Annotated in this window: 16 protein-coding genes; 7 read left to right on the forward strand and 9 right to left on the reverse strand. The window is 72.9% G+C overall.

Going from position 1 to position 22241, the window contains the following annotated elements; all coding sequences use genetic code 11:
• Positions 1-21: 21 nt before the first annotated feature.
• From HJC40_RS32840 to HJC40_RS32850, 3 genes are all read right to left on the reverse strand, one after another.
• Positions 22-2214 (reverse strand): serine/threonine-protein kinase, encoded by a 2193-nt coding sequence (locus HJC40_RS32840; RefSeq protein ID WP_250007152.1) that lies wholly within the window; start codon positions 2212-2214, stop codon positions 22-24.
• A gap of 159 nt (positions 2215-2373) precedes the next feature.
• Positions 2374-4401 carry a response regulator gene (locus HJC40_RS32845; RefSeq protein ID WP_250007153.1) on the reverse strand — a complete coding sequence of 676 codons (2028 nt, stop codon included), beginning with the start codon at positions 4399-4401 and terminating at the stop codon, positions 2374-2376.
• Positions 4402-4469: 68 nt separating this feature from the next.
• On the reverse strand, positions 4470-5288 hold the full coding sequence (locus HJC40_RS32850; RefSeq protein WP_250007154.1) for an NAD-dependent deacylase: 819 nt from the start codon (positions 5286-5288) through the stop codon (positions 4470-4472).
• A gap of 151 nt (positions 5289-5439) precedes the next feature.
• On the opposite strand from HJC40_RS32850, the gene HJC40_RS32855 reads away from it, so the two are divergent.
• The 3 genes from HJC40_RS32855 (at position 5440) to HJC40_RS32865 (ending at position 8514) form a co-directional block, all read left to right on the forward strand.
• On the forward strand, positions 5440-6519 hold the full coding sequence (locus HJC40_RS32855) for a lytic polysaccharide monooxygenase (protein WP_250007155.1): 1080 nt from the start codon (positions 5440-5442) through the stop codon (positions 6517-6519).
• 335 nt (positions 6520-6854) lie between these two features.
• Positions 6855-7397 (forward strand): SigE family RNA polymerase sigma factor, encoded by a 543-nt coding sequence (locus tag HJC40_RS32860; RefSeq protein ID WP_250007156.1) that lies wholly within the window; start codon positions 6855-6857, stop codon positions 7395-7397.
• Entirely contained in the window at positions 7390-8514 is a 1125-nt protein-coding gene (locus tag HJC40_RS32865; protein WP_250007158.1) for a hypothetical protein, read from the forward strand. The genes HJC40_RS32860 and HJC40_RS32865 overlap by 8 nt, the downstream gene beginning before the upstream one ends.
• 45 nt (positions 8515-8559) lie before the next feature.
• Here the strand turns inward: HJC40_RS32865 and HJC40_RS32870 are convergent, their stop codons facing one another.
• Both HJC40_RS32870 and HJC40_RS32875 read right to left on the reverse strand, forming a co-directional pair.
• Complete coding sequence (locus HJC40_RS32870; RefSeq protein ID WP_250007160.1) at positions 8560-9450, reverse strand: glycoside hydrolase family 88 protein; 891 nt, start codon at positions 9448-9450, stop codon at positions 8560-8562.
• Positions 9447-10385, reverse strand: coding sequence for a ribose-phosphate pyrophosphokinase (locus tag HJC40_RS32875; RefSeq protein ID WP_250007161.1), 939 nt, complete (start codon positions 10383-10385; stop codon positions 9447-9449). The genes HJC40_RS32870 and HJC40_RS32875 overlap by 4 nt, the downstream gene beginning before the upstream one ends.
• A 69-nt stretch (positions 10386-10454) precedes the next feature.
• On the opposite strand from HJC40_RS32875, the gene HJC40_RS32880 reads away from it, so the two are divergent.
• Positions 10455-11297, forward strand: a complete 843-nt coding sequence (locus HJC40_RS32880) for an ABC transporter ATP-binding protein (protein WP_250007163.1) — start codon at positions 10455-10457, stop codon at positions 11295-11297.
• A gap of 40 nt (positions 11298-11337) precedes the next feature.
• On the opposite strand, the gene HJC40_RS32885 is transcribed toward HJC40_RS32880, so the two are convergent.
• The 4 genes from HJC40_RS32885 to HJC40_RS32900 all read right to left on the reverse strand — a co-directional run bounded on the left by HJC40_RS32885 (position 11338) and on the right by HJC40_RS32900 (position 19099).
• On the reverse strand, positions 11338-11991 hold the full coding sequence (locus tag HJC40_RS32885; protein ID WP_250007165.1) for an ABC transporter ATP-binding protein: 654 nt from the start codon (positions 11989-11991) through the stop codon (positions 11338-11340).
• Positions 11992-12014: 23 nt separating this feature from the next.
• Positions 12015-15014 carry a hypothetical protein gene (locus HJC40_RS32890; protein ID WP_250007166.1) on the reverse strand — a complete coding sequence of 1000 codons (3000 nt, stop codon included), beginning with the start codon at positions 15012-15014 and terminating at the stop codon, positions 12015-12017.
• Complete coding sequence (locus HJC40_RS32895; RefSeq protein WP_250007168.1) at positions 15011-18031, reverse strand: FtsX-like permease family protein; 3021 nt, start codon at positions 18029-18031, stop codon at positions 15011-15013. The genes HJC40_RS32890 and HJC40_RS32895 overlap by 4 nt, the downstream gene beginning before the upstream one ends.
• Before the next feature lie 66 nt (positions 18032-18097).
• The gene (locus HJC40_RS32900; protein ID WP_250007170.1) at positions 18098-19099 is read right to left on the reverse strand and encodes a magnesium transporter CorA family protein; all 1002 of its coding nucleotides are present in this window, start codon (positions 19097-19099) and stop codon (positions 18098-18100) included.
• 41 nt (positions 19100-19140) lie between these two features.
• Between HJC40_RS32900 and HJC40_RS32905 the strand changes: the two genes are divergently transcribed.
• The 3 genes from HJC40_RS32905 to HJC40_RS32915 all read left to right on the forward strand — a co-directional run bounded on the left by HJC40_RS32905 (position 19141) and on the right by HJC40_RS32915 (position 21822).
• Positions 19141-19896 (forward strand): nicotinamide mononucleotide transporter family protein, encoded by a 756-nt coding sequence (locus HJC40_RS32905; protein ID WP_250007172.1) that lies wholly within the window; start codon positions 19141-19143, stop codon positions 19894-19896.
• Between the two features lie 68 nt (positions 19897-19964).
• On the forward strand, positions 19965-20900 hold the full coding sequence (locus HJC40_RS32910) for an alpha/beta hydrolase (RefSeq protein ID WP_250007174.1): 936 nt from the start codon (positions 19965-19967) through the stop codon (positions 20898-20900).
• Positions 20901-20955: 55 nt separating this feature from the next.
• Complete coding sequence (locus HJC40_RS32915; RefSeq protein ID WP_250007176.1) at positions 20956-21822, forward strand: AraC family transcriptional regulator; 867 nt, start codon at positions 20956-20958, stop codon at positions 21820-21822.
• Positions 21823-22241 lie beyond the last annotated feature (419 nt).

Raw genomic sequence — 22241 nt, forward strand, 5'->3', positions numbered from 1 at the left:
ACGCCCGGTGGGCCGACAGGATCACCAGGTGAAGGTGGCGCTCCGGGCTTCGCTGGTGAGGGTGCGGCCGTCGCGGTCGTAGTTGAAAGACATGACGACGGCGTAGCTGCGGCCGCGAGCCGGTCGGGTCGAGGCCGGTCCGCAGGTGCGGGTGGCGATGTCGCCGTCGAACGCGAGGCCGTCGCAGCTCTTGGTGGCGCCGACGACGCGGCCGGTGTCGGCGTCCCTCAGGGCCACCGTGATGTGGCCCCGGCCGCCGCCGGGCGCGGTCACCGAGGCCTGGTAACGGACGTCGCGGCCGAGCATGTAGCAGGGCTGGACGCGGGCGGCGCTCTTGCTGCGGAGGTCGATCGCGAAGCTCTGGTTGCACTGCCACGGACCGTACGGCTGGGCTTCGAGACGCGGCGATCGGGTGGGCTTGCGCTTGGTCGGCCGGGGCGCGGCCTTCGGGCGTACGGCGGTAGGAGCCGGCTCCGCGGCGGCCGGAGCGCTCGACGTGGCCAGGGGCCGGGTGTTGCCGGTCAGGCGACGGTCGGCGGCCCGGGTGGCGGGCGTGGTGGCGCTGCGCCGCGCGACGGGGGCGGCGCCCGGGGCGGCGGCTGCGGAAGCGGGCGCGACGATGATCTGGGGTGCGGCCAGGTCACGGGATTCGCCGTCGGCGCGGCCCAGGTTCCAGGCGATGGTGGCTACGGCGGAGGCGACCATCGCCGCGGCGATCAGCGACATCGTGGCGCCGGGACGGGCCCAGCGCCAACTGGGGACGGCGTTGCGCTTCCCGGGGTGCCGCTGCGGGGGAACGATCGACTCCGCCGCGCGGGAGCCGGCCGGCGCGGCACGGTCGGCGTCGGCCGGCCCGCGGTCGGAACGGCCCGCCGCCGGCCCGGGCGACGACCCGTCGGCGCTCGGCACGAGCGACAACCGGTGGGCGCCCGACGCCGACCGGTGCGCGCCCGACGCCGGCGACGACCCGTCGGGGTCCGACGCGAGCGGAGAGCGGTCAGGGTCCGACGCGAGCGGAGCGCGGTCACGGTCCGACGCGAGCGGAGAGCCGGACGAACGCGAGGCCCGGTCGGTCGCCGGCGGAAGCGCGGCGCGGTGGGACGCCGACGAGTTCGAGGAACGGTCGGCGGCCGCCGGGATCAAAGGACGGTCGGCGGGCGCGGGTGCGGACCGGTCGCCGGTCGGGGAGAAGCGCCAGCCGTCGTCGACGGCCGCGAACGAAGGCGACGGGAAATCGATGCTGGCCAGGGCCGGCCGCAGGAAGGGCTCGGAGCGCGGCGGCTCGGCCAGCGCGTCCGCCGGTGGCGGCAGCGCGGGGGTGCCGGCGAAGCGGCGGGCCACGTCGGAGAGGTCGGCGACCAGTTCGGCGGCGGTCGGGCGCAGGCGCGGCTTCTGGGCCATGCAGGCCAGGACGACGTCCCAGACCGGGTCGGGCAGGCCGGAGCGGCGGACGGGGTTGCCCTCGAGGTGCCGGCGCATGAGGTCGGGGATCGAGTCGCTCAGGTACGGCGGCCGGCCGCTGACCAGTTCGTAAAACAGCACGCCGAGGGCGTAGATGTCGGTCGCCGGGCTGGCCGCGGCGCCGTGGAAGGCCTCGGGCGACATGTAGTGCGGGGTGCCGACGACCGCGTTGGGGGTGGTCATGCTGGGGGTGTGCAGGATCCGGGCCACGCCGAAGTCGGTGAGCCGGGTGTCCAGGCGGCCGTCGGTGGTGTCGAGCAGGATGTTGTCGGGCTTCACGTCGCGGTGCACCACGCCCAGGTCGTGCGCCTCGGCCAGGGCGGCGGCGACCTGCGCGGTGAGCCGGGCCGCCTCGCCCGGGGCCACGGTCGGCCGGTCACGCAGCAGGTCGCGCAGGCTGCCCCCGCTGACCAGGTCCATCACCAGGCCGATGGTCTCGCCCACGCTGAACAGGTCGTGCACGCGCACCACGTTGCGGTGCCGCAGCATGCGCAGGATCGTGCGTTCCTGCACGAAACGAGTGACCAGCCGGGGCTGCCGCAGCAGGCTCTCGTGCAGCAGCTTCACCGCGACCGCCTCGCCGGTGGCCCGGTCGAGCGCCTCCCACACCGTGCCGGTCGCGCCCTGCCCGAGGGGCCGCTGCAGCATGTACGCGCTGCCGACGCACCGTCCACTCAAGTCCATGGTCGACGTGCCGTGCGTGTCGGCGCGTGATCCGACGCTCGACCGGTCCCGCGTGCCATGCTGAGTCACTCGTTGGTCCTTCCGAAGCCGACAGTGCTCCGGAATATTGCTGTTTGTCCGTATCGCAAGGCAAGCGTTCGCGCCCGGTTTCGCCCCTTCGGTCGGAGTAGCGAAATTCCCGTTACTTGGACGTGCCGGTGTCGTTCGAGATGGTGCCGGACAGCGTGCTCACTTGGGCGCCGCGGCGTCGGTCGGGCTGGTGCCGGCGAGCGTGCGGATGGCGCCGAGCAACGTCGACCGGGTGAACGGCTTTTCGATCAGCATGCTGTTGTCGTCGAGCTGCAGCTGCGGGCCCAGCGACGCCGCGGTGTAGCCGGACATGTAGAGGACCGGCAGGTGCGGCTGGTGCGTCCGCAGGGCCGCGGCCAGCTCGGGACCGGTCATCGTCGGCATCACCACGTCGGTGATCAGCAGGTCGGGGTGCGCCCCGGCGGCCACCTGGGTCACCGCCTGCAGCGCGTCGGTCGCCACGGTGATGGCGTAACCGGCCGGCTCGATCAGGCGTTGCACGAGTTGCGCGACCTCGGGCTGGTCCTCGACGATCAGGACCCGGCCGATCACGGCGGGCGCGCCCTGGCGGCCCGAGGCGGTCACCGTCTTCTCCTCGGCCGCCGGCAGGTAGAGGTGGACGGTCGTGCCCATGCGGGGCTCCGACTCCAGCTCGATGTGGCCGCCGATCCCCTGCACGATGCCGGCCGTGGTGGCCAGCCCCAGGCCCGCGGCGGTCGGCCGGGTGGTGAAGAACGGCTCGAGCGCGCGCTGACGCACCTCGTCGGTCATGCCCACACCCGTGTCGGTGATGACGATGTGCACGAGCCGGCCCGGCGGTACGCCCTCGGGCCCCTTGCCCGGCTCGACCAGCTCGTTCATCGCCGCCACCCGCAGCATGCCGCCGTGCAGCATGGCGTCGCGGGCGTTCGCGGCCAGGTTGACCAGCGCCTGCTCCAGCGGGCCGCGCTCGGCCCGGACGGCCCACACGTCGGGGCCGAACGCCAGGTCGAGGCCGATGTGCTCGCCGAGCGTACGGCTGAAAAGCGACTGCACGTCGGTGAGCAGGTCGGGAATCGGGATGATCTCGGGGCGGTTGCCGTCGCTGCGACCGAACGCGAGCAGCTGGTGGGTCAGCGAACGACCGGTGCCGACCGCGTCGAGGATGTCGACGGCCAGCTTGTGCTGCTGGCTGCTCTCGTCCGTGGTCGACGAGATCATCTCGGCCGAGCCGCCGACCACGGTCAGCAGGTTGTTGAAGTCGTGCGAGATGCCGCCGATGAGCTGGCCCAGGCTGTCCAGCCGGCGCAGGTGGTCGAGCTGGCGCTTGAGCCCGCGCGCGTCGATGTGGTCGGTGGTGTCGGTGACCATGCAGACGACCCCGGTGAACTCACCGTGATCACCCATCAGCGGCATCATGCTGATGCGCACGCTGCGCTGTGAGCCGTCGGCGCGCATGAGACGGGTGCCGCCGACCGTCGACCGGCCGTCGCGGCACTCGTTGATCCGCCGGTTCAGCTCCTTCTGGCCCTGGTCGTTGAGGAACCCCCGCAACGAGACGCCGACGAGCTGCGACCGGGGCATGCCCAGCACGACGCCGATCGGCTCGTTGGCGTACGTCACCACGGCGTCCGGGTCGATCTGGAGCACACCCTCGGGGATCGTCTCGAGGACCCGCCGGTAGCGCTCCTCGCTGGCCCGCAGCCGTTCCAGGGCCCGGGCGCTGGAGCAGGCCAGGGCGAGCTCGCCGGCGATGTCCCGGGCCAGCTCGACCTCGGCCGTCGAATAGGACGAGCCGGGCGCTTCGCGGGTCAGGACCAGATAACCCGCGTACGTGTTGTCGACGATCACCGGGCACAGCACCGCGGAGTGGATCTCGTGTTCCTCACCCGCCAGCGGCTCGATGCCGTCGCCGGCCAGCACGATGGGCCGGCGGCTGGCGGCCAGCGCGGTCGAGAAGTCGTCGTCGGGCAGTTGGTCGACGTGGTCGAGCACCCGGGCCAGCGAGGCCGACCGCTGGTCGTCGATGTGGTGGTAGGTGATCGAGTCGTAACGGCCGTCGTCGCGCAGCAACTGCACGCCGGCGCCGTCACCGATCATGTCGGCGGCGGCGCGGGCCGCCGTGGACTGGACGAGAGCAGGTTCGTGGGAGACCCGGCTGAGAGCCAGGGCAAGATCGGCGAGCGCGTACCGGAGGGGGTAAGCCATGACACCCATGACGACATGATCCGCGCGCTACGGGGTGCGTGGTGCCGGTTCGCCAGGTTTGCAACCATTCAACTGATGATCTCGGGGAGCACGGCCGCCGCCGGGGCCCGCAGACTGACGGCGCAGATCGGGTCGAGCGGGGTCGGCTGCGGGTTGACCTGGATGACGGCGCCACCGCTGCGGGCCGCCACCCACGGAAGGTCGGCGGCCGGGTAGACCAGGGCCGACGTCCCGACGGTGAGCAGGACGTCGCAGTGGGCGGCCGCGTCGACGGCACGCTCGAAAGCTTCGGCCGGCAATTGCTCACCGAACCACACGACGCCCGGCCGCACCGCCGCCCCGCAGACCGCACAGGCCGGCGGCTCGATGGGCCCCTCATCCCCGCCGGGCAGCACAGCCGGCGCGGCGCCGGCCGACATGGCCCCGGCCGACATGGCCCCGGCCGATGTGGCGCCGGCCGATGTGGCGCCGGCCGATCCACCGGGCGCCGCCGGCGGCACGGCCGGCGTGGCGCAGACCGAGCAGCGGGGCGTGAAGAGGCTGCCGTGCAGGTGCACGACGTCGGCGGAACCGGCCCGTTCGTGCAGGTCGTCGACGTTCTGGGTGATCACCGTGCAGTCGCGCCGGGCGATCGCCTCGTGGCCGGCGTTGGGCCGCACGCGCTCGACCGCGGCGCGGCGCCCCTCGTACCAGCCCCAGACCAGAGCCGGATCGCGCTCGAAGGCCTCGGGGGTGGCCAGCGCCTCGGCGTCGAAGCGGGCCCACAGGCCGGTGAGCGCATCGCGGAACGTCGGGATGCCGCTTTCGGCGGACATGCCGGCGCCGGTGAAGACGACGAGCCGGCGGGCCCGGCCGATCAGCTCGGCCGCCTCGCGTACGGGATCCATCCGCCCATCGTCACACTATTGACACTCGTCGATTTTATGCGACCGTGTTACGACACCCGCCGGTGTCTGTGATCCGGGAGCAGAGGGCAGCTCTCGCCGGATTCCCCTGGCCTGTCCACCGGGCCACCGACCATGCGGAGCGCATGCCCTCATGAAATCCAGAATCGTCTTCAGCGCGCTGGCGGGCCTTCTGCTCGCCGGCCTCACCTTCCTGTTCGCGCCGTCCTCCCCGGCCGGCGCACACGGCAACATCACCGGCCCGGCGTCGCGCAACTACGGCTGCTTCGAGCGCTGGGGCAGCAAGTTCCAGGACCCGGCGATGGCCACCCAGGACCCCATGTGCTGGCAGGCCTGGCAGGCCAACCCGAGCGCCATGTGGAACTGGAACGGCCTGTTCCGCGAGAACGTGGGCGGCAACCACCAGGGCGCCATCCCCGACGGCCAGCTGTGCAGCGGCGGGCGTACCGAGAACGGTCGTTACAACGCGATGGACGCCCTCGGCGACTGGAAGGCCACGAACGTCGGCACCAGCTTCAACGTGAAGCTGTTCGACGGCGCGCGGCACGGCGCCGACTACATCCGGGTGTACGTCAGCAAGCCCGGCTTCAACCCGGTGACCCAGGCCCTGAAGTGGTCGGACCTCGACGAGGTGTCCGAGATCGGCAACACGCCGGCGGCGCAGTGGACGCAGCGCGCCGACGGTGTGGAGATCGACGTCCCGGTCTCGGCGCCGGGCCGCAGCGGACGGGCCCTGGTCTACACGATCTGGCAGGCCAGCCACCTCGACCAGTCCTACTACTTCTGCAGCGACGTGAACTTCGGCGGCACGACCACACCGCCCACCACCCCGCCGACCACGCCGCCCACGACTCCGCCGACCACACCGCCCACCACTCCCCCGACGACCCCGCCGACCACCACGCCGCCGGTCTCGGGCGCGTGCTCGGCGACGTACTCGACCAGCAGCCAGTGGTCGGGCGGCTTCCAGGGTGAGGTCAAGGTGACCGCCGGGTCGGCGGCCCTGAAGAGCTGGACGGTGAACCTGGCCTACGGCAGCGCGCCGTCGGTCCAGCAGTCGTGGAGCTCGACCGTCACGGCGAGCGGCACCTCGCTGGTGGCCAAGAACGTCGCCTACAACGGCGCCGTGCCGGCCGGCGGCTCCGCGAGCTTCGGGTTCATCGCCTCCGGTACGGCCTCGGCCCCGACGGTGACCTGCACCGCCACCACCTGACCGACCCAGAGGCCGGCAGCCGCCGTGCCGCCGGCCTCTGGCGCCACTTCCCGCCAGCCGTTAAAGTGCTTCTGGGAGCGCTCCCAGACCAAGGGCGCGCACCTCGACATCAGCGGCCGAAAGGAGTTCCCCGTTCCACCCGGCGGTTGTTTCTCGAAGCCGCGGGGGACGATGACTGCCCTCCTCGTCCCCCGTCTTCAGCACCTGCACCGAGCTCGCTCCTGAACAGGATGAGACGCGGCCACGGCGGGCCACTCGGCCCCGCCCTTCGCCTGCGCCCCTGATCGGACGAGAATTTTTTATAACCTCCCGCGCCTCGAGGCCGTCTTACTGACGTGAGCGAAACCGACCGAGATTTCCGCGAGTTCGTGGCGGCGCACCTGGAACGGCTGCGGGCCCTCGCCTACATCACGTGCGGCGACTGGCAACTCGCCGAGGACGCGGTGGCCACCGTGCTCAGCCGGATGTACCCGCGGTGGGAGCGCATCGAGCAGCCGGCCGTGTATGCGCGTCAGGCCGTCGTGCGAGCGGCGATCTCCGAGAAGCGCCGGCCTTGGTGGCGGCGCGAGCGGTCAGCCGGTGACGCCCTGCCCGAGGTGAGCCTGGCCGACCACTCCGGGCCCGTCGACGAACGCCTTCGCCTGCACGCGGCCCTGCTGCGCGTCCCGGTCGGTCTGCGCTCGGTGCTGGTGCTGCGGTTCATCGAGGGCCTCAGCGTCGCGGAGACGGCCGAGGCGCTCGGCCGTCCCGAAGGAACCGTCAAGAACTACACATCCCGAGGGCTGGAAGCCATGCGCAGGATCCTCGGCCCGAACCTGACCGACCTGGAGGGGGACAAGCATGTCACAGCGTTTGCACGACATTCTGCCGATGGTTGAGGAGAATGCGCCGCCGATGCGGTTCACGCCCGACGACATCCTCGGACTGGGCCGGCGGCGTAAACGAAACCGGCGAGCCGCCGCAGTGGCGTCGGCGGCCACGGCGCTGGCCGTCGCGGTGGTGGCCGTGGCGCCGAACGCCCTCGGCGGCGGCGACGACCTGGCGCCGGCCGCCGGCGGACCGGCGATGCTGACTGTGGCGGGCCCGTTCCAGGGCACCATCGTCACGACCGAGGCGGCCGGCTTCACGATCAGCGAGACCGCTCAGGTGACCGACGGCTACCAGCTCGCCACGATCACCACGCCCCAGGACACCGCACGGGCCGCCGGCCTGGTCGCTCTCTTCCGGCCAGGGGTGTTCTCGGCGAAGGCGTACACCGAAGGCGGGCAGAAGGTGGACGTCGACGGCCGACCGGGGTGGTACGTGCCGGAGGTGAGGTTCGCCGACGAGCCGGACCCCGGGCCGGCCCTGGTCTGGGAGTACGCCGAGAACGCGTACGCCCTGGTCGCCGCCTACCACCGGACCGGGCGCGGGGCGGGCGTCCCGGAGCCGGACCCCAGCGACACGACCACCATCTACCCGGAGCCGCCGAAGGCCGGGCCGCCGTGGATGGACAAGGCCCAGCTGACCACCGTGGCCGCGGCGGTGCGGACCACGGACACCGCCGAGCCGTTGCGGGTCGGCGTCAAGCTCCCTGAGCTGCCGTCCGGCTGGTCGCTGGACTCGGCCGGCACGCTGAGCTCGACCTACGGACTGCTCGATGACGACTCCCACCTCCGGCTGGTCCAGGGCTCGCACACCTATCAGGACGTCGATCAGCTCCGGACGCCGGCCGGCCTGGCCTCGATCGTGATCTCGGCCGGGCCGTACCGGGCGAGCGAGGCGAACCTCGAGATCGCGCCCGGTGAGGTCAGGTGCCCGAAGGTGGACTGGTGCGTGTGGCTCAATGCGGACCGCACCTGGCTGGCGGCTATCACGGCCACCGCCGCCGACGGCAGCGTCAACAACGCCGGCACAGGCATCACCCAGGCGACGTTGAAGGCGATGTTGAGCTCGGCGACCATCGCCGACCCGGCCGACCGGTCGAGCTGGTTCCCGGTCCGCGCCGGGAAGTAACCGGGCCTCCCCAGGGATGCGCACCCGAGCCGTTCGCGGCGGCCCTCACCGGGCCGCGGCGAACGGCTCGGCGGCTGTGGTCGCGAGCAGATGAAACGCCTGGGCCTCGGCCGACGTGCCCGGGCGGTCGAAGGTCGGCGTCCCGCAGGCGTTGCGGACCAGCCCGTGCTCATCCACCTCTCTCGTGGCCGCGGCCAGCAGGTCGAGGCCCACCGCGGCGTACGCATCCGGGAGCCAGCCGTCGGTCACGCCGGTCAGCGCCGCATAGGCGAACATCTGCGCGGCGTTGCTCTCGCGGAACGACTCCGGGTCGTCCAGCACGTCGTGGAACAGCCCGTCGGCGCGCCGGAAGGCCAGGCAGGCGTCGAGCACCTCGCGGGCGTGCCCGGGCAGGTCGGTCGAGCGCAGCGCGGGCGCGAGCCGGATGGCCCGCGCTATCCCGGCGACCACCCAGCCGTTGCCGCCGCCCCAGCGCGCCGGCCGCCCCGGGCTGATCGCCGAGTAGAGATTGTCCCGGCACAGGTGCCGCCGATGCCCGTGGACCTGCCGGACCGCCTCGTCCAGCTCACCGCTCAGGGCGAGGAAGGGCACCACCATGTGGATGGTGTCGGCCCACACCTCACGCCGCCCGACCACGTGAAAGATCGTCCCGTCGTCCGCACGCCCCGCGGAACGCAGCAGGAAGTCGAGCTGACGCCGGGCGGCCCCGGTGAAGCCGGCCCGCACGACCGCCTCCCCGCACGCCGCGCCGTTGACCGCGTTGTCGTCGGGGCCGCCGAGCCGGCCGTCGGCCGACTGCCGTGCGACCGCCGACTCGGCCATCAGGAAGGCCAGGTCGTCGCGGCCCAGGTCGAGCGCCGCCTGGGCGGCGACGCCCTGCTCCCAGCTCTGCCGCTGCATGGCCAGCAGCGCGTCGAGCACCCGGCCGACGCTCATGCGAACAGCGCGCTGACCGACTCGCCGTTGTGGATGCGGCGCATCGCTTCGGCGAGGGCCGGGGCCACCGACAGCACGGTCAGCTTCTCCGTGTGGCTCTGGGCCGGGATCGGCACCGTGTTGGTGCTGACGATCTCTTCGATCTCCTTCTCGGCCGACAGCCGCTGGATCGCGTCGCCCGCGAAGAGGCCGTGCGTGCAGGCGACCCGGACACTGCGGACGTTGCGCTCGCGCAGCCTGTCCAGCAACTCGAAGACCGTGCTGCCCTTGGCGATCTCGTCGTCCAGCACGATCACGTCCTTGTCGGCCACGTCGCCGATCACCGTGCTGATGACCACCTTGTCGTCGGCGTAGCGCTGCTTGGCGCCGGCCGCGACGCCGATGCCGAGCAGCCGGGCGAACGCCGCCGCCTCCTTGGCGTTGCCCAGGTCGGGCGACACGACCACGGCGTTGCTCAGGTTGTACCGCCGGAAGTGCCGGGCCAGCTCCTGCAGCGCGTGCAGGTGGTCGACCGGGATGTTGAAGAAGCCGTGCACCTGCGGCGAGTGCAGGGTCATGGCCAGCACCCGGTCGGCGCCGGCCGTGGTGAGCAGGTCGGCGACCAGGCGGCCGCCGATCGAGATGCGCGGGGCGTCCTTCTTGTCACTGCGGGCGTACGCGTAATGCGGCAGCACGACCGTGATGCGCCCGGCCGAGGCACCCCGGGCCGCGTTGAGCATGAAGAGCAGTTCGACGAGATTTTCCTGGACGGGCGGGACGAGCGGCTGGATCAGGAAGACGTCACGTTCGCGGCAGTTGCCCTGCAGCTGCACCTCGATGCAGTCGTTGGCGAAGCGGGAGGTGCGGATCGGGAGCAGCGGCACTCCGAGGTGGTCGCAGATCTCGGCGGCGAGTTCAGGGTGGGCGGATCCGGAGAAAACGGCGATGTCGCGCACCCGCACAGCCTAGAATGCGGCCGGTTCGCGGGTCCTCACCGGGCGGGAAAAAACGCTAGCGTGACCGGCATGAACGGACTCGCTGTCGCGTGCCGGCGCGTGGTGCACATCTATCGCGCCGAGGCCGGCGATGTGGTCGCGCTGGCCGGTGTCGATCTCTCCATCGCGCCCGGTGAGACGCTGGCGCTCGTCGGCCCGTCCGGCTCGGGCAAGTCGACGCTGATCGCGCTGCTGGCCGGCCTGATGCGGCCCTCGGCCGGGCGGATCAACATCGGCACCTACGACATGGGCAAGCTCTCCGACGGCGAGATCTCGCGCCTGCGCGGCACCGAGATCGGCGTGGTCCTGCAGGGCGCGGCCCGCAACCTCCTGCCGTACGCGTCCCTGCACCGCAACATCTGGCTGGCCCAGCGCCGGGCCGCGCACACCCGGGGCATCACGCTCGACGACCCCGACCGCATCCTCGACCTGGTCGGCCTGCCCGGCCAGGGCCGTCAGCGCCTGGCCGACCTGACCCCGGGCGGGCGGCAGCGCGCCGCGCTCGCGGTCGGCATCGCCACCGGGCCGGGCCTGCTGCTCGTCGACGAGCCGACCAGCCGCCTCGACACCGCGGGCCGCGACGAGGTGCTCGCCGCGATGGAGACGGTGAACGCCGAACGCCAGACCACGATCGTCGTGGTCACGCACGACAACGAGGTCGGCGCCCGGCTGGGCCGGGCCGTGACGATCCGCGACGGCCGGGTCGGCGCCGAGGGCCGTGACGGCCAGGACTTCGCCGTGGTCGCCGGCGACGGCACGGTGCAGCTGCCGCCCGAGGTGCTGGGCAGCTATCCGCCGGGCACGCTCTTCACCGTCCAGCACATCGACGGCGAGGTCACCCTGGTCCCCGGCGGCACCGAACCCGTCGCCTGAAGCTCGCCCGCGACACCGGCACCGGCGCCGGGACCGGCGGCTAGGAGCGCACCCAGACGGCCTCGCCGTCGCCCAGGTGAAGCTCCCGGTCGCAGGCCGCGGCCGCCTCGGGGTCGTGGGTGGCGAAGACGACGGCCGCGCCGCGGGCCGCCTCGGCGCGCAGCAGTTCCATGACCCGCTGGCGGTTGGCCGCGTCCAGCTCGCTGGTGATCTCGTCGGCGAGCACGATGTCGCCCTGCAACGCCAGCCCGCGGGCGATCGCCGTGCGCTGCTGCTGCCCGCCGGAGAGCTCCTCGATGAGCTGGTTGGCCTGACCCGAGAGGCCCAGCGGTTCGAGCGCCTCGGCGGTGCGCCGCCGCGCCTCGGCCGCCGTGCCGCCGGTGGCGATGACCGCGACCGCGATGTTCTCGGCCGCCGTGAGGATGGCGGCGAGCCCGTTGTCCTGGGGGATCAGCACCACGCCGAGCTTGACCGCCTGATCCCGGCCGGTGAGCCGTTCCCCGTCGACGAGCACCTCGCCCCGGGCCGGGATGAGCAGGCCGGCCATCGCGCTGAGCAGGGTCGACTTGCCGGCGCCGGAGGTGCCGGTGATCGCCAGGATCTGGCCCGGGCGGGCCTCGACCGAGACGCCGCGCAGCACCGTCAGATCGCTGTCCCAGGCCAGGTCGGCGTCCACCACGCTGAGCGTCTTCATCGGTTCCTCCAAGGATCAGGTGGTCAGGGCGTTATCCGGCGGCGGAGGTCTCGACCGGTGGCCAGAGCCACGGCTGCCAGCAGCATAAGGACGAGCACGGTCGCGCCGGCCAGCACCGGGACCCGCGGCCAGGACGGCAACGGCAGGTCGGCCGGGGCGACCCCGGCCAGCGGCAGCGCCCACCCGGTCGCCGCCCACCCGGCCAGCGCGGTGAGCATGCCGGCCACCGCGGCGATGCCGACCAGCGCCGGATAGGTCCACAGCGTCGCCCGGCTCATCGTGGGCCGGCGCAGGCCCTGCACGCGCAGCGCGGACAGGTCCTCGACCCGGCGGCCCCGGTCGACCGCGGCCGCCAGCACCAGGGCGAAGGCGCCCAGCAGCACGGCCAGCCCGCCGGCCAGCAGGTGGAACCACAGCGACAGCGCCGGCCCCTGCTCGCCGAGCTGACGGAGCACCTGCGCCGACCGGGAGTCGGACCGGACGGTCAGGCCCTGGGCGGTCAGCCGGTCGACCACGTCGGCCGGGGCGGTGGCGGCGAGCCACACCTCGGGCAGCAGGGCCGGGGCGGCGTCCACGGCCAGCCGGTCGGCGTACTCGAGATCGACCAGGCTGGCGTGCCGGCCGAGGCGGGGCACGGCGGGCAGATCGCCGGCCCCGGTCACCGACATGGCCTTTCCGTCGAGACCGGTCAGCACGTCGCCGGGCGGCGCGGCGCCGGCGTAGGCGACCGGCAGCGGGTACGGCGTGTCGACCGGCTGCACCCAGGCGCCCTCGGGCAGCCCGCCCGGTGCGTCCACGTCGATACGCAAGCCCGTGGGCGCCGAGCTGAGTGTCCCGTACCGGGACATCCGCCAGCCGGCGGCGTCGCTCACCGCCACCGTGTCACCCGGGCCGCCGCTGCCCACCCGCTCGATCGTCACCCCGCCGGTCACGCCGACCACCGAGCCGTTGACCATGAACTGGAAGCCGTTGATCCGGCAGCCCTCGGCACACCCGCTGACCCGCTGCTGATAGGTCGACGTGCCCGGGCGCAGGTCGCCGAGCTGCACGAAGCTGTCGCCGAGCCCGGTCAGCGAGGACAGCGCCACGCCGAGCCGCAGCTCCTTGCCCTTCACGACACCGGTGGTGGTCGCCTCGACGGTGAGCTCCGGACCGCCGATCACCGGCGGGGCCGGGGCGGCCGGGCGCAGGTCGCGGGCCACCTCGGGCGCCGGCGGCCCGCCGTCGGGCCAGGTGGCCACGGCGGCCAGCCGGGTCGCGTCGACGGCCAGGCCGAGCGGCTCGCGGCCGTCGCTGTTGCGCAGGCGGGCGGTCGCCATCGCGAACTCACCCGCCGGGTCGACCTGGCGCACGGCGTGCAGCAGCCGGCTGCGGTCGACCGGCTCGATCTCGAGGACCCGGCTCGCGCCGACGCCCAGCTCGGCCTGCACCACCCGGCCGCGGGCGGCCACGTCGATCGCGCAGGCCGCATAGCCGGCCACCGCCACCGTGGCGACCAGCAGCGCGAAGAGCTGCTGGGCGCCGGGCCGGCGGGACAGCGGGAAACCGGCCAGCGCGGGCCCGAGCCGACCGGCCGCGAGCGAGCGCGTGGCGTACCGGGTGACCAGCGGCAGCACGGCCCGCGCGGCGACCAGCGCCAGCGCCAGCAGGACGAACGCGGGCGCGAGCAGACCGACGCCGGTGAGCGACCCGCCCGAGATCGCCAGCTGCCCGGCGAACACCACGGCGAGCAGCACGATCACGGCGTCGAGGGCGAACGCGCGATGGCCCTTCACCGTCACCGGACGCCGCAGCAGCGTGGCGACCGGGCTGAGCAGCTGGCGGCGCTGGGCCAGCACGGCCGCGGCCAGGGCGGCCAGGGCCGCGTACGGGGCGTACCGCAGGGAAGCCCAGCCCGGATCGACGCCGACGCCGGGGAACCGGGTCGCGGCCACGGCGTTGACCAGCAGTTGCCCGGCCAGGCAGCCGGCCACGGCCCCGGCCAGGATCGCCGCCAGGCTCTCGCCGGTGGCCAGCCACCAGCGGGTCCACCAGCGCGCGCCGCGCAGCGCGACGACGGCCAGCTCGGACTGGCGGCCCTGGGTGCCGTAGCTGACCGCGAGGAAGATGCTGAAGCAGGCCAGCAGCACGAGCGGCAAGGCCAGCACCGGTACCAGCAGGTGGGCGGCCGCGCGGCCCGACTCGATGCGGTCGAGCAGGGCCGGGATCGCGGTGTCGACCTGCAGATCGACACCGATCTCGGTGGCCCTCCGGGTCACCGTCAGCAGCCCGGTGCGCAGCTCGCCGAGCCGGTCGGCATTCAGCGCCTCCGGGCCGGCCACCCCGTCGATGGACAGGTCGGTCAGCCCGTGGTCCATCGTCTCGAACGTGGTCTGCCCGGTGAAGACCGGCTCGACCGGGCCGAGACCGGGCACGGTGGTGAAGTAGCCGTGCGTGCCCCAGTAGGCGTCGTCCGGGTCGGCGACGTCGTAGGTGCCCGCGATCACGAGGTCCCTGGGTTCGCCGTCCTTCTGCCAGCGCGGGTCGTTCCGGTCGTCGACGAACGCCGCGTAGGTCAGGGTGACCCGGTCGCCGGCGGCCAGCCCGAGGCGTTCGGCTGTCCGCGCCCCGACGATGACGTCGTCCTCGCCGACCAGGCAGCGACCGCTGACGATCCGCACGTGGGTGCAGAGGTTCTGGCGGAACACCATCCGGTGGGCCGAGGCGGTGCTCTTCTCCAGGCCGATGGTCGGGTAGGACGAGCCGTAGACATAGCTGAAGCCGGGCAGTTCGACCAGGGCCGCCCCCACGTCGGCGAACTCGGGTCCGCCGCTGTCGACCCGGGCGTCCTGGGTGCCGGCGATGACCAGGCTGCGCTCGCCGGGCACGGCGGTCTCGATCTGACCGGCCGCGACCGCGCGGTCGACCGCGGCCAGATAGGCCGGCGACGCCACCGCCGAGGCCACGGCGAACAGCGCCAGCAACGCCAGCGTGACCGCCTGGCCGCGCCTGGTCCAGACCATCGCCAGCACCAGCGACATCATCGGGCGCCCACCCGCCCGCGCAGCCCGCGCACCAGCGGCAGCACCGACAACCACCCGACCAGCCCGAGCACCACGACCGCGATCAGCCCGGCCAGGCCCAGGGCGGCCCAGCCGAGGGCGCCCGGCGGCGGCAGCACGTTCCAGCCGTCGGTGAAGCCGCGCACGGCCACGCGGGCCAGCGGGTTCGCGACGGCGGCGGCCAGCAGCCCGGCCAGCAGACCCGTGACGATCAACACCCAGGTTCCCGCGTACGCCGTGCCGACCGCGGCCTTCAGCGGGAGCCCCTGCAGCCGCAGCGCGCGCAGCTGGTCGAGCCGGCTGCGGCGGTCGACGGCACCGGCCACCCCGATGGTCGCGGCGGCCAGCAGGAGCCCGACCCCGCCGGCGATCAGCCCGAACCGGGCGATCGCGGCCGGCGCCTGCTCGGCCAGGCGGTCGGACCGGCGGGCGACCGTCTCCGCCTCCCCGACGATCAGCCCGGCCCCGCGCAGCGCGTCGATCACCCCGGCCCCGGCGCCGGGCGCGAGCCAGACCTGGAACTGGCCGGGCGCGTTGGCGTCGCCGGCTATCCGGCGGGCGGTGTCGAGATCGGCGAGCACGCCGTCGCGACCCAGCACCGGCAGCACCCCGGTGACGCCGGCGACCCGTACGGGAAGGGGCTGCCCGCCGAACGAGGTGAGCGAGGGCTCGCCGAAACGCCAGTCCACGGGCGGTGTCCCGGTCAGCAGGACCGGCGGCGGGAGCGCGCTGTCCACGGCGTACACCTGGATGCCGATGTCCGGGTTGCCGGCGAAGTTGCGGTCGCGGGCGATGCGCAGCCCGCCGTCCACGGCCGCGATGTCGAGCTCCGCACCGGCCGTGCCGGGCCGCCACCGGGCGAGGTCGCCGAGTTCCGTCCGGCCGAGGAGGGCGGCGGACGGGTTCGCCTGGTCGAGCGAGCGCACGATGATCGCGCTGCCGGGCAGGGCCGGCGGGACGTTGCCGTTGGGTTCGACCGGGCTGCTCAGCTGCCAGCGCAGCAGACGGCAGCCGGGCGGCCGGGCGCAGCCGGTGACCGGCGCGGTGAGGGTCTGTTCACCCGGGCGCAGCGTGCCGAACCGGACCTGAACCGGCGCGCCGGTGCCCTCGTGCTGCAGCGACAGCCCGACCGCGGCCGGATCTCGGCCCTCGTTGCGCAGCCGCAGGGTGAGCCGGTCGCCGGTGATCGCGGCCGTGGGCGGCGGGCCCGGGCTCTCGGCGGTCGCGGCCGCGAGCAACCCGGCCGGACCGTACCCGGGTTGCCACCGTGCCACCGCGGCGAGCCGGGAACTGTCGACCGCGAGCACCGGCGGGACACTGACCCGATCGACGACGACGGCCATGGCCTCGTCGCCTTCCGGATCGGCGCGGCGCACCGCGTTCAGCAGCGCGGTGCGGTTGGGCGCCTGCACCGGGACCACCCGGTCGGCGCCCAGCTCGGCGGCGCTGCGGGTGACGCGGGCCCGGCTGTCGCCCAGCGCGAGACCGAGCGTCGTGGCGAACAGCGCGACCGCGACGACGATGAGGGCGAACACCCGGTCGCTGCCGGGCTGCCGGGAGACCTGCACCGACGTGAGGCCGAGCCGCAGACGCCCGCTCCGCATCGCCGCGCTGCCACCCCGGTCGGCCACGCGGCCGAGCAGCCGGGCCAGCACCAGCGCCACGGCCAGCGCGACCAGGCCCGGGGCGGCCAGCGCGAGACCGCTGTCGGGCGCGCTCGACCGGGCCTGATAGACGGCCGCGGCGGCGATGGTCAGCAGCAGGAGGTCGGCCAGGCCGGCCCGCCAGTCGCCGCGGCCCGGCCCGGCCTGGCGCAGCAGATCGGCGACCGGGCGGCGCAGGGCCACGGCCTCGACGGCGGCCAGCACCACCAGACCGCCGAGCAGCACCGCGCCGACGGCCGCGAGCGAGAGCAGCAGGGCCTCGCGCTGCTGGACCGCCGAGCTGACCGGCCCGGCCAGCCCCCGCGCGAGCAACCACCCGAGCGGCAGGCCGATCAGCGCGCCGGCGGTCAGCGGCAGCAGGTGCTGGCCCCAGACCAGCCGCAGGATCGCGGACCGCGTGCTGCCGCGCAGCTTGAGCAGGGCGGCGTCGCCGCGCCGGTCGCGCCCGGTGTAACGGCCCGCCAGCCCGATCGCGAACCAGGTCAGCGCCAGGGTCTGCACCATCGCGATCACCACGCCGAGCCGGATCTCCTCGCGGTCGCGGTCGATCGCGGCGAGCAGCGGACCGGTGGCGTTGACCAGGCGCAGCCCCGAGGCGGCGATGCGGGCGTCGGCCTCGCGCAGGACCCGGCCGAGCCGGAAGCCGCCGTCGCCGCGCAGGAGCCGCTCGGGCACGGTGAGGTCGAAGGTGACGGTGGGCTCCCAGAGCGGCTCCAGCCGGAACGTGTCGAGCGGTGTGAAGGCCGGGTCGAGCCCGCGGCCGGCCTCGAAGAGCGCGTTGCTCCAATAGGGACCGCCGGGATCGGTGTACGAGTACCGCGCGACCACGGTGAGGTCGACCGGCCGGGCGTTCGGCGAGAACCGCAGGGTCAGCTTGTCGCCCAGGCCCAGGCCGAGCTGCTGGGCCGCCGCCACGCTGATCGCCGTCTGCCCGGGCGACGCGGGGCACGGCCCGTCGAGGCGGACGTTGGCGCAGAACTCGTCGCGGTAGGCGACGCTCATGACGGTGACGCCCCCACCGGCGTTGACGGTCATCGGCAATGCGAGCCCGGTGACCGGATCGACCTGGGGCAACGGCAGCTGCCCCTGCACCGTCGACGTGAGCCCGGCGATCGCGGCCCGCGGGTCGCCGTCGAGGTCGGCGATCTGCTGCACCGACACGGTGCGCTGCTCGGCCGGGGCCGCGGCCACGTCGGAGGCGGCCGCCCGGTTGATGCTCGCGTAGGCGTACCAGGGACCGGCCGCGGCCACCGCGGCGGCCAGCGCGGTCAGCACCAGGATGGTCAGCACCTGCGCGGTCCGGGCTCGCACAGCACCCCAGATGAGCGCGAACATGCCTGCCCTCCCCCGCCGGATGACCGGCAGGTTACGCCAACCGGACGGCGTACGGGGTCCCGTCGATCAGAGCCAGCCGCGCCTCTTCAGATAGAGGTAGAGAAGGGCCGAGACGGCCACGATCGTCGCCGTGCTGACCACGAAACCGGAGAGCTTCTCGTAGCCCGGATAGGGCAGGTTCTGGCCGAAGTAACCGGTCACCGCGGTCGGCACAGCGATGATGGCGGCCCAGGCGGCCAGCTTGCGGGTGGTGTCGTTGAGGACGTTGCCCTGCTCGGCCAGGTCGGTCTGCAGCAGCGCGTCGATCCGGTCGCGCAGGTGCTCGACGTCGTCGACGGTGTGGGTGGCGTGGTCCTCGACATCGCGGTAGTAGGGCCGCAGGTTCGCGTCGACCAGGCCCAGATCGGTCCGCATCGTCTGGCTCACCAGCTCGGGCATGGGCGCGACCGCCCGGCGCAGCGCGGCCAGCAGCTTGCGCATCTCGACACCCCGCATGCGGGTCGCCCGCGGCGCGCCGCCCTCCTCCAGCAGCTGGTCCTCGACCTGGTCCATCGCGGCGTCCAGCCGTTGTGTGGCCGCGTACTGCCCGTCGACGACCACGTCGAGCAGGCCGTAGAGCAGAAAGCCGACCCCGCTGCCGTCGGCGCCCAGCTCGCCGTCGGCGTCCCAGCGCTCGACGAACTTGGTGGTGTCGCTGGTCGACTTGCGGACCGTGATCAGGGCCCGCGGCGTGACGAAGACGCTGATCTCGGTCTTGCCGAACTGGGTCCCCGCGTCCCCGGTGGCGATGTCGACCGCGTAGACGTTGAGGAACACGTGGTGCGGGTAACGGTCGATCTTGGGCCGCTCATGGTCGGCCACCGCGTCCTCGACGGCCAGCGGGTGCAGCTCGAACTCCTTGGCCACCAGCGCGAGATCGTCGACGCCGGGATCGAACAGATCGATCCACAGCACCGAGCCGGGGTGCTGCTCGAGAAGGCCGGCCACCTGGTCGTACCGGAAGTCCTTGGCGATCGGCTTCCCGTTCTCATAGAGCCGGGTCTCGATCGGACAGGTGGGTTCGGTCACGGAACCACTATGCCCCCGCCACCGGCGGCCTACCATGAACCGTGCACTGGGCCGACCAATTGCTCTCCGGTTTCTACGACGCCAAGTGGCAGGTGACCGCCGACCAGGCGATCTACTACCGCGAGATCGTCGGCAACGCCTTCGGGCTCGGGTCGGCGCTGTTCGGCATGCGCCGCAGCGTCTGGGCCTGGCCGGTCGGCATCGTCGGCAATGTGCTGCTGTTCACCGTCTTCGCGGGCCAGGCGATCGGCAACGACCAGGGCACGCCCCTGTTCGGCCAGGCCGCCCGGCAGGTCTTCTTCGTGATCGCCAGCGTCTACGGCTGGTGGCGGTGGAACCAGAACAGCCGGCGCAGCTCCGACGGCACGGCCGTCCGGCCGCACTGGGCCACGGCCCGGCAACGCGTCGTCTACGGCAGCCTGGCCCTGTTCGCGGTGGTCCTGTGCTTCTACGTGTTCCGCGCGGTCGGCGCCGGCTTCCCGGTCCCCTGGTGGTACTACCTGGCCGACTCCTGGATCTTCGTGGGCTCGATGCTGGCCACGTACGCGCTGGCCCGCGGCTGGGTCGAGTTCTGGCTCTGCTGGATCGCCGTCGACCTGGTCGGCGTGCCCGAGCTGCTGCACTTCCGCTACTACCCGTCGGCCGTCCTGTACGCCGTCTACGCCGTCTTCGTGATCTGGGGCTTCGTCGTGTGGCTGCGCATCTCGCGCGCCGAGTCCGGGACGCCCTCCGCCGCGGCGGAACGGCCCGCAGGATCTGGCAAGGATGCGGCGACAGCAGACATTCATTCGAACTGAACCGATGCGTAGCGTTTTCGAAGGGCCGGAACCGGCCCTTTGAACGCACCGGAACAGAGGATCCACCGATGCCCGACAAGACCACCATCGGCACTCTCGATCTCGACACGACTCTCGACTCCTACGCGACCGGTCTCGCGTATTCCTCGCGCTCCCCGTTGCTGCGCACCCCGGCCGACGAGGGCCTCGACCACGAGGACATCTCCTATCCGTCGTCGGACGGCACGCCGCTCGAGGCCTGGTACATCCCGCGAGAGGGCTCGACGAAGCTCATCGTGTCGATGCACGCCTTCACCATGAACCGCTACGGGTTGCCGGCCCACCTCGAACCGTGGAAGTCCGTCTTCGGGCCCGGAAACGACACCGAGGTCGACTTCATCCGCGACTACCGGATCCTGCACGACAACGGCTACAACGTGCTCGCCTTCGACTTCCGCAATTGCGGGCACAGCAGCGCGGCCAACGGCAACCTCCAGTCCAACAATCGTTTCGAGGCGCGCGACGTCCTCGGGACCCTCGCCTACATCCGCTCCCGCCCCGACCTGGCGTCCATGGCCCTCGGCCTGTTCGCCCGGTGCATGGGCGCCAACGCCACGTTCCGGGCCATCGACACCGACCCGCGAGCCTTCACCGACGTACGCTGCCTCGTCGCGCCGCTGCTGCTGTCACCCCGAGCCTTCCTCGAGACCGCGCTCCAACGCGACGGCCTGGGTGAGCACGCCGACGAGGTCGACCGCCGGTTCCGGCTGCGGACCGGCGCTTCGCTGAGCGACGGCACCACCAGCCGCTGGGCGCCCTCGGTGACCATGCCGACGCTCACGTACGGGGTCCGGGACGACACGCTCACCCGGCCGTCGGACCTCGAGGACGCCTTCGCCGCGATCGGCGCCGCCGAGAAGTCGATGTTCTGGATCGACGGAACACCCAACCGATGGGACGGCTACCAATGGTTCCAGCGTCACCCGGAGCGCATCCTCGACTGGTTCGGCACCCACCTGGGGTGATACCCGCTCACAACGGTGTCGTACTGCGGGAACGCTTGATCATCCGGGAGCCGGAATGACGACGCTGCACACGGAGATACGCGCACGGATCGCGGCGGCGGCCGACCGGCCGGACGCCCAAGGACGCATAGATGGGCTTCAGCTGTACCGGGCCCGAGCGCCCGAGCCGCCGATCCCCCTGATCTTCCGGCCGTCCCTGTACCTGGTCTTCCAGGGAGCCAAGCGCCTGCTGCTGGGCGATCGGGAGGTCGCCTACCGCGAGGGTGACCTGGTCATGGCCGGCGTCGACCTGCCCGCGCTGGCCCAGGTCACCGAGGCCTCGGAGCAGGCGCCGTACCTGGCGGTCGAGATCGCCCTGGATCACCGGGTGCTCGGCGCCCTCGCCGCCGAACTGCCGGCTCCCCCGCCGCGGCCGAGCCAAGCCCTGACGATCCAGCCGCTGCCCGGCGCGGTGCACGAACCGGTCCTGCGGCTGCTGCGGCTGCTCGACGACCCGGTCGACGCGCGCATCCTCGCGGACGGGGTGAAACGAGAGATCCTGTACCGGGTGCTGACCGCCCCCGAGGGCGACATCCTGCTCGATCTGGTGCGGGCCGACTCCGTGCTCGCCCGCATCGGAGAGGTGACCGCGTGGATGCATGGCCATCTGGGGACACCCGTCGACGTCGATCACCTCGCCGGGCGGGCGCGGATGAGCGTCACCTCGTTCCACCGCAGCTTCAAGGCGGCCACGGGCACGACGCCGATCCTCTATCACAAGCAACTCCGGCTGCACGAGGCGCGGCGACTGGTCGCGGTGAAAGACGCGAGCCTCGCGCAGATCGCCGCGTCCGTGGGGTACGCCAGCCCGGCCCACTTCAGCCGCGACTACAAACGCGCCTTCGGCGCAGCGCCCCAGGTCGACGCCAAACGCTTCAGCTAGCAGTGCGGCTGCCCGTCAGCGTTCGCGGGTCTGCCAGGTGCACAGGCAGATCTTGTTGCCTTCCGGGTCGGCCAGAACCCAGTACGCCGGGGCGACCACCCGCCGCGACTGCGGCGTCGATGCGGGGCTGGGCCTCGGCCGGGTCGGTCCACAAGTCCGCTCGCCAGCGCTGGCGAGGCTCCTCGTCGCCGGACTGCTGGAACCACAGGATGGGCAGCCTGTCGGCCGGGTCGGTCAGGTCGATTCCCGCGGGCCTCGTTCCGGTTTGCTGCTGGCCTCGACCATCGTCGGGGGTAGACCCTGGGGCGCTGCCCCAGACCCCGACCGCCTGGGGAGATGGATGAAGCTTTCTTGCGGTGGGTGCCTTGGTTGATCTCCCCGGGTCGGCTGCCGAAGCGAATCGCAAGCGAGGGCGGGAC

This window comes from Actinoplanes sp. M2I2 (assembly GCF_023544445.1).
Taxonomy (GTDB): domain Bacteria; phylum Actinomycetota; class Actinomycetes; order Mycobacteriales; family Micromonosporaceae; genus Actinoplanes.